General features: G+C 70.6%; 12 protein-coding genes and 1 pseudogene. 11 read left to right on the forward strand and 2 right to left on the reverse strand.

Features of this window, described 5'->3' with window-relative positions; genetic code table 11:
• Positions 1-34 precede the first annotated feature (34 nt).
• The 5 genes from ACWEKM_RS07235 to ACWEKM_RS07255 all read left to right on the forward strand — a co-directional run bounded on the left by ACWEKM_RS07235 (position 35) and on the right by ACWEKM_RS07255 (position 5,728).
• Positions 35-475: a hypothetical protein gene (locus ACWEKM_RS07235; RefSeq protein ID WP_451620169.1), complete on the forward strand. Its 441-nt coding sequence runs from the start codon at positions 35-37 to the stop codon at positions 473-475.
• A 40-nt stretch (positions 476-515) separates the two neighbouring features.
• The gene (locus tag ACWEKM_RS07240; RefSeq protein ID WP_451620170.1) at positions 516-971 is read left to right on the forward strand and encodes a hypothetical protein; all 456 of its coding nucleotides are present in this window, start codon (positions 516-518) and stop codon (positions 969-971) included.
• A gap of 119 nt (positions 972-1,090) precedes the next feature.
• Positions 1,091-2,083 (forward strand): STM4015 family protein, encoded by a 993-nt coding sequence (locus ACWEKM_RS07245; RefSeq protein WP_451620171.1) that lies wholly within the window; start codon positions 1,091-1,093, stop codon positions 2,081-2,083.
• Positions 2,084-2,237: 154 nt separating this feature from the next.
• Positions 2,238-3,815 carry a protein kinase domain-containing protein gene (locus ACWEKM_RS07250; RefSeq protein WP_451620172.1) on the forward strand — a complete coding sequence of 526 codons (1,578 nt, stop codon included), beginning with the start codon at positions 2,238-2,240 and terminating at the stop codon, positions 3,813-3,815.
• Between the two features lie 473 nt (positions 3,816-4,288).
• Entirely contained in the window at positions 4,289-5,728 is a 1,440-nt protein-coding gene (locus ACWEKM_RS07255) for an ATP-binding protein (protein ID WP_451620173.1), read from the forward strand.
• 266 nt (positions 5,729-5,994) lie between these two features.
• Here the strand turns inward: ACWEKM_RS07255 and ACWEKM_RS07260 are convergent, their stop codons facing one another.
• Positions 5,995-7,194 (reverse strand): serpin family protein, encoded by a 1,200-nt coding sequence (locus ACWEKM_RS07260; protein ID WP_451620174.1) that lies wholly within the window; start codon positions 7,192-7,194, stop codon positions 5,995-5,997.
• Between the two features lie 178 nt (positions 7,195-7,372).
• Between ACWEKM_RS07260 and ACWEKM_RS07265 the strand changes: the two genes are divergently transcribed.
• The 6 genes from ACWEKM_RS07265 to ACWEKM_RS07290 all read left to right on the forward strand — a co-directional run bounded on the left by ACWEKM_RS07265 (position 7,373) and on the right by ACWEKM_RS07290 (position 14,185).
• A complete protein-coding gene (locus tag ACWEKM_RS07265; RefSeq protein WP_451620175.1) occupies positions 7,373-8,701 on the forward strand; it encodes a DUF4190 domain-containing protein in 1,329 nt (442 codons plus the stop codon).
• 150 nt (positions 8,702-8,851) lie between these two features.
• Positions 8,852-9,604 carry a GntR family transcriptional regulator gene (locus ACWEKM_RS07270; RefSeq protein WP_451620176.1) on the forward strand — a complete coding sequence of 251 codons (753 nt, stop codon included), beginning with the start codon at positions 8,852-8,854 and terminating at the stop codon, positions 9,602-9,604.
• Between the two features lie 290 nt (positions 9,605-9,894).
• Positions 9,895-10,086, forward strand: a complete 192-nt coding sequence (locus ACWEKM_RS07275) for an SPOR domain-containing protein (RefSeq protein WP_451620177.1) — start codon at positions 9,895-9,897, stop codon at positions 10,084-10,086.
• 52 nt (positions 10,087-10,138) lie between these two features.
• Positions 10,139-10,549, forward strand: coding sequence for a (deoxy)nucleoside triphosphate pyrophosphohydrolase (locus ACWEKM_RS07280; RefSeq protein ID WP_451620178.1), 411 nt, complete (start codon positions 10,139-10,141; stop codon positions 10,547-10,549).
• A gap of 100 nt (positions 10,550-10,649) precedes the next feature.
• The gene (locus tag ACWEKM_RS07285; protein ID WP_451620179.1) at positions 10,650-11,078 is read left to right on the forward strand and encodes an ATP-binding protein; all 429 of its coding nucleotides are present in this window, start codon (positions 10,650-10,652) and stop codon (positions 11,076-11,078) included.
• A 518-nt stretch (positions 11,079-11,596) separates the two neighbouring features.
• Positions 11,597-14,185, forward strand: coding sequence for a SpoIIE family protein phosphatase (locus tag ACWEKM_RS07290; RefSeq protein ID WP_451620180.1), 2,589 nt, complete (start codon positions 11,597-11,599; stop codon positions 14,183-14,185).
• A 16-nt stretch (positions 14,186-14,201) separates the two neighbouring features.
• Here ACWEKM_RS07290 and ACWEKM_RS07295 read toward each other — a convergent pair.
• A pseudogene (locus ACWEKM_RS07295) lies at positions 14,202-14,772 on the reverse strand (hypothetical protein); the annotation flags it as partial.

Raw genomic sequence — 14,772 nt, forward strand, 5'->3', positions numbered from 1 at the left:
ATGACCGCTACCACCGCACACCTGACAGGAAGACATGAGCGAACTCCCGTCCAAAGAGGTCCCCACCGAGGAGATCCCCCCGCTGCTGCTGCACCTGATTCCGGAAACTGCCGACTCCATCGCCGAGGTGTTCCACCAACCCGCAGAATCGGCCGTGGTGACCGAGAAACCGGTGGTGCGGCTGTACAAGCTGCTGGCCGAGTGCTTCACGACGCCGGTGCTGATGCCGCAACTGGAGAGCGACACCCCGGATGTCGAACTGCTGGAGCGGTGCTGGGACTTCGTGGAGCGAATTGTGGCCCACTCCTCGGAACATGTCAGCGGCGCCGTGTACTTCGAGGTGCTCGAACAACTCCTGAACGCCGATGGCCTGGTGGAGGCTGCCTGGCCCTATATGAAGGAACGGACGCGGGCGCGGACCCTGATGATGCTGGACTTCTACGACGTCCGCCTGCCCGGGATCAACTGGCGTTGAGGGCCATGAGCACGACCACCGCACACCCGCTGAGGAAGACATGAGCGACGTCCCCACCGGGGAGAATCCGGACCAGGAGGTCCCCACCGAGGAGATCGCCCCGCTGCTGCTGCGTATGATCCCGGAATCCGCCGACTCCATCGCCGAGCTGTTCCACCGGCCCGCGGAAGAGGCTGTCCTCACCGAGGACGCGGCCGTGATGCTGTACGAACTGCTGGCCGGATGCTTCACCACACCGGTGCTGATGCCGCAGTTGAGGAGCGACGGCCCGGACACACAACTGCTCACCCGGTGCTGGGACTTCGTGGAGCGCATCGTGGCCCACTCCACGCGGCACGTCAGCGGCGCCGTCTACTTCGAGGTGCTGGATCAGCTCCTGATCGACAGCGGCCTGGTGGAGGCCGCCTGGCCCTACATGCAGGAACGGACGCGGGCGCGTACCTTGACGATGCTGGACTTCTACGACGTCCGCCTGCCCGGCATCAACTGGCGTTGAGGGATGCTGTTTCGGAACTTGATGAACCGTCACCGGTCCGACCGGCGTGTTGTCAGTCGCCGCTGGTAGAACTGGTGCGCGCATCGCCCCTGACACGTCGTACGGCGGGAGCAGTCCGAATGAGAACCCAGGACCGCCATCTTGAGGAGCTGGCCGGTCTCCCCGCCTTCACATTTCCCGGGTCCGGCGAGACGACAACGCCGGCTGAGCCCGACGCCGTGGCCTGGCGGATCGGCCACGAGAGAGGGACATCCAGCGGGGGATGGGCGGATGAATTCGACCGCTTCTGCACCGAAGTTGACATCGCACGGGTCCGCGCCCTGATCGTCGGCAGCTGGGACGACGTGGAAGACACCGATCCCTCCGAGGTCATCGAAGCGCTGTTGGCCGTGCGTGACCGGCTGCCCGCCCTGCGCTCGGTGTTCCTCGGGGACATCACGGACAAGGAGTGCAAGCTCTCCCGGATCAGTCAGACCGACGTCACACCGTTGCTGGCAGGCTTCCCCGCACTGGAGGAATTCGGGGTGCGCGCGGGCGAGGGCATCAGCCTGGGTGAAACCCTGAAACTGAGGTTCCCCGCCCTGCGTCACGACGCGCTGCGCAAGCTGACCGTGCAAAGCAGTGGTCTGCCGGCTGACGTCGTACGCGGTGTGGGGACGAGCGAACTGCCCGTGCTGGAGCACCTCGAACTGTGGCTGGGCGGCTCGGACGACGGTGCGGACGGTACGGCGGCCGACCTGGAGCCGATTCTGTCCGGTGCCCGGTTGCCCCGGCTGCGGCACCTGGCCCTGCGCAACAGCGAGATCCAGGACGAGGTCGCCGCCGCCGTGGCGTCCGCCCCGCTGACCGCCCGGCTCCAGGTGCTCGACCTGTCCATGGGCACCCTGAGCGACGAGGGCGCCGCCGCCCTCCTCGGTGGCCGGCCGTTGACCCACCTCAAGAAGCTGGACCTGCACCACAACTTTCTCAGCGAGCCCCTCCGGCAGCGCATACGCCAAGCGCTCGAACCGGCGGGCGTCGAAGTGGATGTCGACCAGGCCGACGCGGAGTGGTACGAAGTGGGCGACGGCACCGTCCTGCCCCAGATATCTGTGGGACCACTCAGCTACTGAGCCCTTTCCGACCTCGCCAATGAGCCGGAAGGAAAAGCGTAGGGCGAACCCATCCGGCATACTTGCGGGCGCGGACCGTCCTGCTCGCCCGTATGCAAGCCAAGGCCCACCGCGTAATTCGAGCACTCCAGTACACTTCCGGGGAACAGTCGTCATGAATAACCTTCAATCTTCGGACCCGACGTCCATAGGCGGCTATCCGTTGCTCGGCCGGCTCGGTGCGGGCGGCATGGGGCAGGTGTTCTTATCCCGTACGGCTTCGGGTCGGCTGCTCGCGCTGAAGACGATCCGTGACGATCTCAGCTCCGAGCCCGGGTTCGAGGAGCGGTTCGCCCGCGAGATACGCAACAGCGACCGCGTCCGTTCGCCGTGGACCGTGACCGTCGTGGACTACAGCGCCCCGGGCCGGCGCCCGCAGTGGCTGGCCACCGAGTATGTGCCCGCGCCGTCGCTCGCCGAATGGGTCACGGCCCACGGCCCGCTGCCGCAGCCCGCGCTGCTCTCACTCGCCGCCGAACTGTGCGGGGCCGTGCAGGCCGTGCACCAGGCCGGCCTCGCACACCGGGACATCAAGCCCGGGAACGTCCTGCTGGCCCGCGACCGTCCACGGCTGATCGACTTCGGTGTCGCCCGGGCCGCCGACGACGACCGGCACACCCGCCTCGGTGTCTCCGTGGGCTCCCCCGGCTTTCTCGCACCGGACCAGGCCATCGGCGGTGTCGCCGCCGCACCCGCGGACGTGTTCTCGCTGGCCGCCCTGCTGGTCTACGCCGCGACCGGCCGCGGCCCCTTCTCGCGCGCGGGGGAGCAGCTCCCCGCGGCCGCGCTGATGTACCGAGTGGTCCATGGGGAACCCGACCTTGCCGGTGTCGCCCCCTCGCTGGTGCCGCTGCTCACCGAGTGTCTGGCCAAGGACCCGGCCGCGCGCCCGACCGCGGCCCAGCTGGGCGGACGGTTGGCGGAGGCCGACGGCCGGATCGGGCGTTGGCCCGAGGAATGCCCCACGGCCCTGGCCGGAAGACTGACCGAGGCCGAGCACGCGGCGCGCACCGTGGTCGACCTTGCACACCACACCGGCTCCGGCACGGCCCCTGCCGTTCAGGAATCGGTACCGAGGACGATGAGGTCCGACACCGTCCTCGACGCCTCGGCCGAGCCCGGCCGGCGGCGTCGGCCCGCCTGGCTGCTGACCACGGCCATCGCCGCGGTCGCGGTCGTGGTGGCCGTGGTGGCCGCCGTCCACTTCGGTACGCAGCGTTCCTCGGCCGAGTCCGCCCCGTCCGCGCAGGGACGGCCGTCCGCCTCGGCCGCCTCGGCGAGCGCGGACAGGACACCGTCTGCCTCGGCGAGCGCGGACGCGACGCCGTCCGCCTCGGCCCAGGAGCCGCAGGAGAAGAGCGCGGCACTCAAGGTCATACAGGCCACGTTCGAGCTGGCCACAGGAGAGTCCGTGGTGGCCGGAGCCAGGACTCTGGTCATGCAGCAGGACGGAAACCTGGTGATCTACGACCAGGACGGCAAGCCGCGCTGGGCTGCGATGACCGAGGGCGAGGGCAACTCAGCCCGCTTCCAGACAGACGGCAATCTGGTCGTCTACAACAACGGCGGGCAGCCCCTGTGGGCCTCACAGACCAATGTCCACCAAGGAGCGGTCCTTGTGTTCCAGGCCGACGGAAACGTTCTGATCAAGTCCGGCGACACCGTGCTCTGGGCCGCGGGAACGGAGAACTGACCCCGGGCATTCACCGGAATCGGCCTGAATGACGCCGCCAAATAACTGAAGTAACCGAAGTGCTGCTGCCCGTATCGAAGGTTTCCAAAGCGCCGCTCAACGATATCCTCGCGAGCGCCCGCGACCGGCTTCAGGGGGGAATTTCCGTCACTAATTCCATTCCCCTGCGGGGTGGGAGTATCAGCGGAAGCATGGAGAACCGCAGGGGATTTCGGCTGATATGTCAGTTTTGTGGAAAGCGGCAGGTGTGGAAGGCGTGCGGTAGTGCCGTTGCGCTGCACGCGGCACAGTCCCTGTTTGGCCAGCAGTCCGTTGGCCGCGGTCATGACCGCTTGGCGGGACCTTGCGGAGCTCGGCCTGAGCCTCGCGTCGCTTGTGCTCGGAGGTGCTGGACCATCATCCAGGCCCCCCAGGTGAAGTAAGATTCAATCTACGTAATAATCTATCTACGTTAATTCCCCTCGGGAGGTGTTGTGGAGTTCCAAGGTCGGGTCGGAGATCTTGAACTGCTGGCCGAGCAGTACCGGACAGTGGCAGAGGGTGGTGGAGCCACTCGCGGGCGGGCTGTGATCGTGACGGGCCGGCGCCGGGTGGGGAAGTCGCGACTGGTCCAGGAGTTCTGCGACCGCTCGGGGGCGCCGTACGTGGTGTTCCAGGCCACCCGGGGACGTAACCCTGTGACGGAGCGTGCCGACTTCGCTGCGACCCTCGCGCAGTCGCCACTGCCGGGGGCGGAGCTGGTCGCCGGACTCCAGGCGCAGGACTGGAACCAGGCCCTGCGCGCGCTGGCGCTCGCGGTACCCGATGACTCACCCAGCATCGCGGTGATTGACGAGGTGCCCTGGCTGGTGGAGCAGGATCAGGAATTCGAGGGCGCACTCCAAACTGTCTGGGATCGCCACCTGTCTTCCAAGCCCGTACTTCTGCTGCTGGTTGGCAGCGATACATCGGTCATGGAGGCACTGCAGTCGTATGGGCGCCCGTTCTTCGGTCGGGCGGCGAGAATGACCGTCCGTCCCCTGAACTTGGCCGACGTGCAGGCCATGACCGAACTCGACGCTGCAGGAGCCGTCGACGCCCAGTTGATCACTGGAGGGTTCCCCGAGATCGTGCAGTCATGGCGGCCGGGTATGGGACGTACGGCGTTCTTGCAGGCTTCGGTCGCCAATCCGCTCTCGCCCCTGCTGGTGGCCGGCGAGCTGTCACTGCTGGGCGAATTCCCCGAGGCTTCGCACTCACGGGCCGTACTGGAAGCGGTCGGCAGCGGTGAGCGCACGTTCAGCGCGATCGCAGCCCAGGCCGGCGGCGCCGGCGCGCTGCCGTCCGGTACGCTCTCCCCGCTGCTGGCCATGCTGCAGGCCAAGCGAGTCCTGGCCGCTGATCTCCCCTTGTCCGTCAAGCCGGATGGCAAGAACAAGCGCTACCGGATCGCCGACCCGTATCTACGGTTCTGGCTGGCCTTCCTGGCACGCGCGATCCCACTGATCGAGCGTGGCCGGGGTGACTTGGCGCTGGAGCGTATCGAGCGGTCATGGACCACTTGGCGCGGTCGAGCGGTCGAGCCACTGATCCGCGAGTCCTTGCTGCGCCTGATGCCCAATGACGAGTGGCCCGAGACCGAGGCCATCGGCGGTTGGTGGAACCGTCAGAACAACCCCGAGATCGACCTCATCGGTGCAGACCGCGAGTCTGCGGCTCGGCAGGTGCACTTCGTCGGGTCCATCAAGTGGCTGGATACCCAGCCCTTCGGCCGTCATGAGTACGACGCCTTGGTACGCGACATGCTCGCTGTCCCCGGTACTGCCCCGGACACTCCGCTGGTCGCGGTCTCCCGCTGCGGGGTGGCCGAGGAACTGCCGCTGACCGCGAACTGGGGCCCGGAGGACCTGGTACGGGCGTGGCAACCCCAATAGCCGTGGTGCCTTGAGGTCTCTTACCTCGTGAGTGCCTGTGGAATTGCGGAGCTGCTTGAGGTCCATGCTGCGCACGGCCCGCGAGGCGTCGCGTACGCGTCCCGCCGACCGGCGTGGCTGTATCAAGTGGCTGCATCAAGGTGGAGCGACCGTGGCCGGGGAAGTCCCGTGTGAGCGAGGGCCCGTGAGCCGCGGACGCGGGGCCGGCAAGGGACCGCATCGGCGCCGCCCCCTGCCGTCGTAGGTCAAAGGCCGAGTCCCGCCCTTTACGCCCGGCCCGGGCCCGGGGCGTACGCCACCGCCTCCGTCACCCATCCCGCCACCAGGGTCAGCCGGGTGGGGCGGTGGGTGGCCAGGAAAGCGAAGGGGCGGTCGAAGAGGGCGCGGACCACGGTGGTTTCGTGGCGGTACTGCGGTATGCCGCCCGGCGCGGCCAGGACGGCGGTCACGGCCGCGGACCGGAAGCCGAGCGCGCCGAACCGGGCGACCGCGGACTGCGCGGCCGCCCCGATGGCGAGCGGGGAGCCGCTGATGCCGGGGAAGTGGCCCCGGCCGGTGTCCCGCGCGGTGGTGAGCCCGAACAGGTGGTGCAGGGCGAGCAGATCGTGGTCGGCCGTCACGTCGAAGGCGACGGTGCTGACGTCGAGGGTGACCGGCTCGGGGGTGACGGACGGCTGCCGTTCGACGCTCAGACCCGGTCCCACATGCCCGTAGGGGAGTCGGCCGCCCCCGACCACCGGCAGCGCGCGCTCCAGGGCTCCGATGCCGGCCCGCAGGACCTGCCCGGGGGTCATCCGCTCCTCGCCGAGCAGCAGATGGACGTCGATGCCGTTGTCCCCGGGGACCTTCAGCGCGGTCACGAGACCCTCGGGGGCGCTGACCACGCCGATCCGGTCGGGCCGTACGCCCCTGCGGTGGAGTCCGAGCAGGGTCCGCCCCCGCCAGGGCCCGACGTCCGGTCGGCGCGGTTCCTCCGTGAACGGGCGCGGCCAGTCTGTGCGCAGGGTGAGGGCGCTGGCGAGCACCATTCCGGCGTCCCGCGTCAGCGTGACGGGCATGCGCTCGATCAGCCCGTCGCTGCGCTGCGCCGCCCAGGCGTCGAGGATCCGCTGCGCGGCCTTCGGGTCGTCGTCGAGCGCCCCGTGGGTGTCCGCGGGCAGCCCGGACCGCCACTCGTCCCGTACGTCCAGCGTGCGGCCGGTCCACAGGCCGAGGGCGGCGCCCAGGCCGGGCATGGCGTTCAGCGCGGCGAGCAACTCCCGTGCCGCGCCTGCCGCTTGTTCGGCGGGCACGCCGAGGGCCCGGGCCAGTTCGGTACGGGCCGGGCCCGCCGCCCCGTCCACAAGGAAGGCCAGCAGGGGCCAGACTCCGGCGGCCGAGAGCACGGTGCCCTCGTCAAAGGACCCGGCCCAGCTCGCCGTCAGCGCGTTGACCGCGCGGACCGTCTCGGGCGTCAGCTCGCTCACTCGTCGTTCTCCCACTCGTCCTCGAAGCGAGGCGGGGGCCCGTGAGCCGGACCGTGCACCGCGCGAACCGTCGTACGTGTGACCCGCATTCCACCCCCACCCATAACGCGCATACCATGCGCGAAGTCGTACGTCAGTTCAGCGCTGCCGCCGTCCGAACCCAGGAGCACGGTAACCGGTGTCCATACCCCCGCCCCCCGGCCCCCACCAGCCCGAAGGGCACTCTCCGTGGCCCGGTCCGTCTCCGCAACAGCCAGGTCCGTACGCGGACGGGCCCGGTCCGTACGCGCAGGGGCCGTATCCGCAGGATCCGTACCGGCCAAGTCCACATCCGGAGTATCAGCAGTATCCGCAGGGCCAGCATCAGCAGGGTTCGTATCCGCAGGGTTCGTATCCGCAAGGTCCGTACGGGCAGCCGCCGTACCCGGGGTGGGGTCAGGGCTACAACCCCTACCCGCAGCCGGCGTCCGTCAACGGGCTCGCCATCTCCTCCCTCGTGCTCGGCATCCTGTGCTGTCTGCCGGGCGTGGGGCTGGTGCTGGGGCTGGTCGCGCTGCGGCAGATCAAACGGCGCGGGGAGCGCGGCAAGGGGCTGGCGATCGGCGGCTCCGTGCTGTCCGGGATCGGGCTCGCGCTGTGGACGCTGATGCTCGCCACGGGCGGGGCGGGCGAGTTCTGGGAGGGGTTCAAGGAGGGCGCGCGCGACAACGCGGTCTTCACGCTGTCCAAGGGCGAGTGCTTCAACGCGCCGGGCGGCTCGCTGCGCGGCGAGACCTACGACCTCGACAAGGTCGCCTGCGCGGAGAAGCACGACGCCGAGGTGTTCGCCTCCTTCGATCTGCCGGACGGCTCCTACCCGGGCCGGAAGTCGCTGGACGAGACCGCCGGAGACCGCTGCTACGCACTCCAGGACGACTACGCGATGGACGCCTGGGCCGTGCTCGACGACGTCGACGTGTACTACCTCGTGCCCACCATGGAGAGCTGGGCGGTCGGTGACCGCGCGGTGACCTGCCTGTTCGGCAACACGAGCGAGGGCGAGCCGCTGACCGGCTCGCTGCGCAACGACGAGACGGTTCTCGACGCCGACCAGGTCGCCTATCTGAAGGCCGCACACGTCCTGAACGCGGCCCTCGACACCGCGCCCGACGCGGAGTACGTCGAGGACGACCTGCCGGGCCACCGGGCATGGGCGCGGCGTGTCTCGACGGCGCTGAGCAAGCAGTCCGGGATGCTGCGCGGGCACGACTGGCCGAAGGGCGCGAGCGGGCCGGTGACGGCACTGGCGGGCGATCTGGACAAGGCCCGGGCGGAGTGGTCGAAGGCGGCCGGGTCCGGCGACGTGGACACCTTCTACGAGCACTACGAGAAGGGGTACGACCTTCTCGACCCGAGCGGGTCGGTCACGGCGCGCAAGGCTCTGGGGCTGGCCGCGACCCCGCCGTCGGAGCCGGACGGCGGTGGCGGTACGGGTGGCGGCGGAGGCGGCGCCGGCATGGAGGTGTGATCGCGTCGGGAGCGGGGAGAAAAAATGCCTGGGCACGGGCCTTCCCCGGCCGTAAGTAATCACATCGAGTGATTCTCTGGCCTTTGCTTGCACGTCCCAACCCACGGTTGCCAGGCTCTTGCTGTCTGTACAACCTGATGGGAGCGGCCAGTGACTTTCGGTGAGCAACCGGCGTACCTGCGTGTCGCGGGTGATCTCCGCAAGAAGATCGTCGAAGGTTCGCTGCCGCCCCACACCCGGCTCCCGTCACAGGCCCGGATCCGCCAGGAGTACGGCGTCTCGGACACGGTCGCGCTGGAGGCGCGCAAGGTGCTGATGGCGGAGGGGTTGGTCGAGGGGCGCTCCGGTTCGGGGACGTATGTGCGCGAGCGGCCCGTGCCCCGGCACGTGGCCCGCTCCGGGTTCCGGCCGGACGGTGGTGCCACGCCGTTCCGGCAGGAGCAGGCCGACAACACCGCCCGCGGCACCTGGGAGTCCAGAAGCGAGCAGACCGAGGCGAGCGGTGTCATCGCCGAGCGGCTCGGCATCCGGGCCGGCGACCGCGTGATGTGCACCAAGTACCTCTTCCGGGACGCCGGGGAGCCGATGATGCTCTCCACCTCCTGGGAACCCCTCGCCGTCACCGGGCGCACGCCGGTGATGCTCCCCGAGGAGGGCCCGCTCGGCGGCATGGGCGTCGTCGAGCGCATGCGCGCCATCGACGTCATCGTGGACAACGTCACCGAGGAGGTCGGCGCCCGTCCCGGGCTCGCCGAGGAACTGCACATCCTGGGCGGCGTCCCCGGACATGTCGTCCTGGTCGTCCAGCGCACGTTCTACGCCTCGGGCCGGCCGGTCGAGACGGCCGACGTGGTGATCCCCGCGGACCGCTACCGGGTTTCGTACCACCTGCCGGTGAAGTAGCGCACACCCCCTGGGTGTTCCGACTCACAACGCTCGGATCGGCGTGCGCCGGCGGGCCGTTGGAATCCGGTCGTCTTCGCAGGTGGCCCCCGCTGTCCTCGACATGCCCGCGGCCCCGTGCACCGGGACGCACCAAGGGCGCACTCGTCATCGTGCGCCCCGGTGTTCTGGCCGGTTGCATACCTCCTTGTGAAAAGCCGTATTCGCTGAGTGAAGGTTAGGCGTACGCTCGGGCATATGCGGATTGCGGTTTCCTTAGAGGGCGGGTCGACGGGCAGCGGAGGGGCGCAATGAGCGACGGCACGGTCTGGCTCCCCTGGCTCGTCATACGACAGGACGACAACGGCAATCGCTACCGCGTGGGCAGATACGCGACCCGCGCCGAGGCCCAGAAGATCGCCGACAGCCTCGACGGCCGAGGACACAAACAGCTCTACTGGGTCGAGCGCGTCGGCCAGCTCGGAGACGGCGCCCGCGCCTGACCCGGCGTGCGCTCTCAGCCCACCCGGCGTGCGCTCCCGTAAGCTCCGGCGCATGACGGAACGGATCGTGGTGGTGGGAGCCGCCCTGCTCGACGACGGCCGGCTGCTCGCCGCGCGCCGCAGCGCACCCCCCGAGCTGGCCGGACGCTGGGAACTGCCCGGCGGCAAGGTCGAACCCGGCGAGCGTCCCGAGGACGCCCTGGTGCGCGAACTGCGCGAGGAACTCGGCGTCGACGCCGACCTCGTCGCGCGCATCCCGGGGGAATGGCCCCTGAAGTCCCCGTATGTGCTCCAGGTGTGGACCGCCCGGCTGCGCCCCGGCTCCGCCGCCCCCGAACCCCTCCAGGACCATGACGCGCTGCGCCTGCTCGCTCCCGGCGAGATCTGGCAGGTGGACTGGCTCGACCAGGACGTCCCCGCGGTGCGCGAGGTAGTGGGCCGACTGGCCCCGGAAGCCCGCTGAGCATCCCGTAAGCCGTTTGTGCCACTGTGCGCCTTCTCGAGCGGTACTGGGTCCCGGATATCGGGTATGTGCCTATTAACCCCATGAAACCGGACGTGGGGTGGGTTGGCTGGCCTGGGAAGTGATCGGCGTGATCGACACCGTAGGTGACTGCGTCGAATGGGCGTTTCCGGCGCACCCCGGCGCCGTGCGCACCGCCCGCTGCGTGGTCCGCGACCAGTTGCGGGACTGGGGGCTCGACAGTCTCGCCGACCTCTCGGCACTCCTGGTGAGCGAGCTGGTGACCAACTCCCTGCGGTATGCGACGGGCCCGATCGGGGTCCGCCTGGTCCGCTCCGCGGACCTCGGCACCACCCTGCGGGTGGAGGTCTCCGACCCGCTCCCCGACCCGCCGCGCGAGCGCGTAGCCCGCCCCGACGACGAGAGCGGCCGCGGTCTCCAACTGGTCGCCAACTCCTCGCACCGCTGGGGCACCCGGCCCGCCGACAGGGGCAAGACGGTCTGGTTCGAACTGACGGTGCCGAACTGAAACACCTACCTGCCGCCGCCGCTGCCGCCCGCTCCCGCGCGGCGCGCGGGACGCGGAGAGTGAGGCGTCGGCGCGAGAGAAGGCGCCGGTGCGCGAAGGGCGGGCGTCGGTATATGGGAAGGGGCGTGATGGAGTGCCGGGGGAGTGGGGCGTTGGAGTGCGAAAGAAACGGGGCGTCGGAGTGCGAGGGAGTGGGGCGTTGGGGCCGGGCGGGGAGTGGGGCGGCAGGGTGCTGAACGGGGTGTGGCGGTGTGCGGAAGGCGGGAGTAAGGGGTGTACACACCCCGCCGTGCCGTCCACTCTCGGCGCCCGTTCGGCGACGGCTGTCGCGGGACGTGATTCGACGGCGTGTTCCCTGGTTAGAAGACTGGAAATGTTGTCACGGCCCGGTCCGAACAGCGCCTGGACCAGGCTGTGATCGTGAACACCGTGTCGTGCGGCCCCGTAGTGCTGGATACTGCGGGCAGCCGCCCCCGGTGACCGGTGCCGGGCGCGGTGAGCTGGAGGGGACGGTTCGCGTGAGCGAGATACCAGCGAAGGCCACGGAGTCGGAGGACCCGTCGGGCGGCGCGCGGGGTCGCGGGGTGGCGGCTGCCATGGCGCCCGGCGACGCCATGTGGCAGAGCAGTCCGCCCGGCTCCATCTACGACTACATCAAGGTCGCGTCCTTCTCGATCGGCCCCGGCGGGCTCGTCGACCAGTGGAGCCTGCGGGCCGAGCAGCTCTTCGGGATCCCCGCCGAGCGCGCCGTGGGCATGGACCCCATCGAGGCGTTCGTCGACCCCGACCAGCGTGAGCGCGGCCAGCGCAAGATGGCCGAGGTCCTCGACGGCCGGGAATGGACCGGAGTGGTCCCCTTCCGGGTGCCGGGTGGAATGGCCGGCGGGCGCGGCGAGGAGGGCCTCGCCGAGGTGTACGTCATGCCGACCCGGACCGCCGAGGGCGAACGGGCCGCCGTCTGCATCGTGGTCGACGTCCGTACCCTGCGCAGCATCGAGACGGACCTCGCCGCCTCGCAGGCGATTTTCGGGCAATCTCCGTTCGGCTTCTTCCTGATCGACACCGATCTGCGGGTGCGCCGCGTCAACGCGCGGATCGCCTCGATCTTCGGCGGCGTACCCGAGGACCATCGCGGCCGGGGGGTCCACGACTATCTGCAACGGGGCGAGGCGGAGCGGATCGTGGCCACCCTGCGCCGGGTCCTGGCGACCGGCGAGTCCATCACGGACATGCATGTCACGGGCTTCGTCCCGGGCTCCGAGGAGCGTCGGCACTGGTCCGTCAACCTCTACCGCGTGCAGAGCGGCAGCGGTCGCCCGCTCGGCATCGCCTGGCTCGGCACGGACATCACGGCCCGCCGGGAGGCGGCCCGGGAGGCCGCGGCCGCCCGGCGGAACCTCGCCCTACTCAATGAGGCGGGCGCCCGGATAGGGAACTCCCTCGACCTGGAGACCACCGCCCGCGAACTCCTCGACGTGGTCGTGCCCGGTTTCTGCGACCTCGCCTCCGTCGACCTCTACCAGGGGCTGCTGGCCGGCGACGAGACCCCGCCGGGCCTCGCCGACGGCAGCGCCGAACTGCGCCGCGTCGCCTTCGCCAGCGCGGTCTCCGGCGCGCCGATCGTCGGCGGCGGCTCTCCGGTCGAGGTCGGCGCGGTCCACCACTACCCCTTCAACTCGCCCTGCGCGGACGCCCTGCGCACCGCCCGCCCGCAGCGGGTCCCCGCCGAGGAGGGCGGCCTCGTCCAGTCCACGCTGGCCGTTCCGATGATGGCCCACGACACGGTCGTCGGCCTCGCGCAGTTCTCCCGTACGAAGGGCAGCGAGCCGTTCGGCGACCGCGACCGGGAGCTCGCCGTGGAGCTGGCCGCGCGCGCCGCGGTCTGTATCGACAACGCCCGTCTGTACCGGCGCGAGCACGAGCGCGCGCTGATACTGCAACGGTCCCTGCTGCCGCCCGGCGACCCGGAGGCGTCCGGCCTGGACATCGCCTGCCGCTATCTGCCCGGCAACGCGGCCACGGAGGTCGGCGGCGACTGGTTCGACGTCATCGAACTCCCCGGCCACCGCACGGCGCTGGTGGTCGGCGATGTGATGGGCCGCGGGCTGCGCGCTGCGGTGGCCATGGGTGAACTGCGCACGGCGGTACGCACGTTGGCGCTGCTCGACCTGGAACCGGCCGAGGTGCTGTCCGCGCTGGACGAGATCGCCCGGGGCCTCGGCACACCGGGCGGCGTCCAGCAGGCCACCCGCACGGCCCGCCAGCCCCGGGACGCCGACCTGTCCGAGGTCTACCTGGCGACGTGCGTATACGCGGTGTACGACTCGGTGACCAGGCGCTGCACGTTCGCCAACGCCGGTCATCTGCCGCCGGTGCTGGTGGAGCCGGGCGAGGCGGCGCTGATGCTGGACGTGCCGCCGGGCATGCCGCTCGGCGTGGGCGGCGAGCCCTTCGAGGAGGTGACGGTCGAACTGCCCGAGGGCGCCCTGCTGGCCCTCTACACGGACGGCCTTGTGGAATCCCGCGACCATCCGCTCGACGAGGGACTCCAGGCGTTCGTGGGCGCGCTGACGGACCCGAGCAGCGCACTGGAGGACGTCTGCGACCACGTTCTCAACACCCTCGACACGCATCACGGCGAGGACGACATCGCGCTGCTGATGGCACGGGTGCAGGGGCTGCCCGCGGAGTCCGTCGGCGACTGGACGCTGCCGCGTGAGCCGCGCAGCGTGGGCCGGGCCCGTGAGTACGCGCGCCGTCAACTGCTCGGCTGGCACCTGGAACCGCTGGTCGACACCACGGAGCTGCTGGTCAGCGAGCTGGTGACGAACGCGCTGCGGTACGGCGAGGGGGAGATCAGGCTCCGTCTGCTGCTGGACCGCACCCTGGTCTGCGAGGTCTGGGACTCCGGCCTGGTCCAGCCGCGCCGTCGGCGGGCCCGGGACACCGACGAGGGCGGCCGGGGGCTGCAACTCGTCGGCCTGCTCAGCGCGGCGTGGGGTTCCCGGCGGACGCCCCGCGGCAAGACCGTCTGGTTCGAACTCCCGCTCCCCGACGGGCAGAACGCCCTGGCGGACCCGGCGGAGGCGCTGCTCAGCCTGTTCTGACCGCGCCGCCCGGGGCCTAGTCCCGCGCGGGCCCGTGGCGGCCCCGGGTGTGTGGCCCGCCGAAGCCGGCGGGAGGGCCCCCGTCGGGGGCCTCGCCGAGCAGGACGCCGCCGAGGACGGCACCGGCGAGGCCGACCGCGTACCCGGCCTCGCCGGTGTACGGGTTTCCGTGTGTGCGCACGTCCAGTTCGGCCAACTCCCTTGCCTTGCGGGCGAGTTCGTCCGCGTCCCGGGTCCCGCCCTGGGCGAGCAGCCGTACCGCCTCCGCCAGCAGGGTGCGGGCCTCGGCGCCCACCGCCGCCCGGTGCGTGGTCACGAAGTCCTCGGCGGCGGCGGTGGCGCTGCGGGCGGCGAGAAATCCGGCGAGCGGTACGGCGCCGAAGCGCCCCGCGCCGACCGGCTCGACGGCCCGCGCGATCCGCCGTAGCGCGTCCAGGGGGTCGTACGGCCCGCCGGTCAACTCCCCCCGTACGGCGGCCAGAACGGTGTCGGCGTGCGCCAGCAGGGCACGGAACTCGCCGACCGGAGTCCGGTACGCGGCCGTCCGGCCCCGGGGCGGCGCCTCCGGCCGGGCGCCCGGTGCCTCG

Source organism: Streptomyces sp. NPDC004752 (assembly GCF_053601275.1).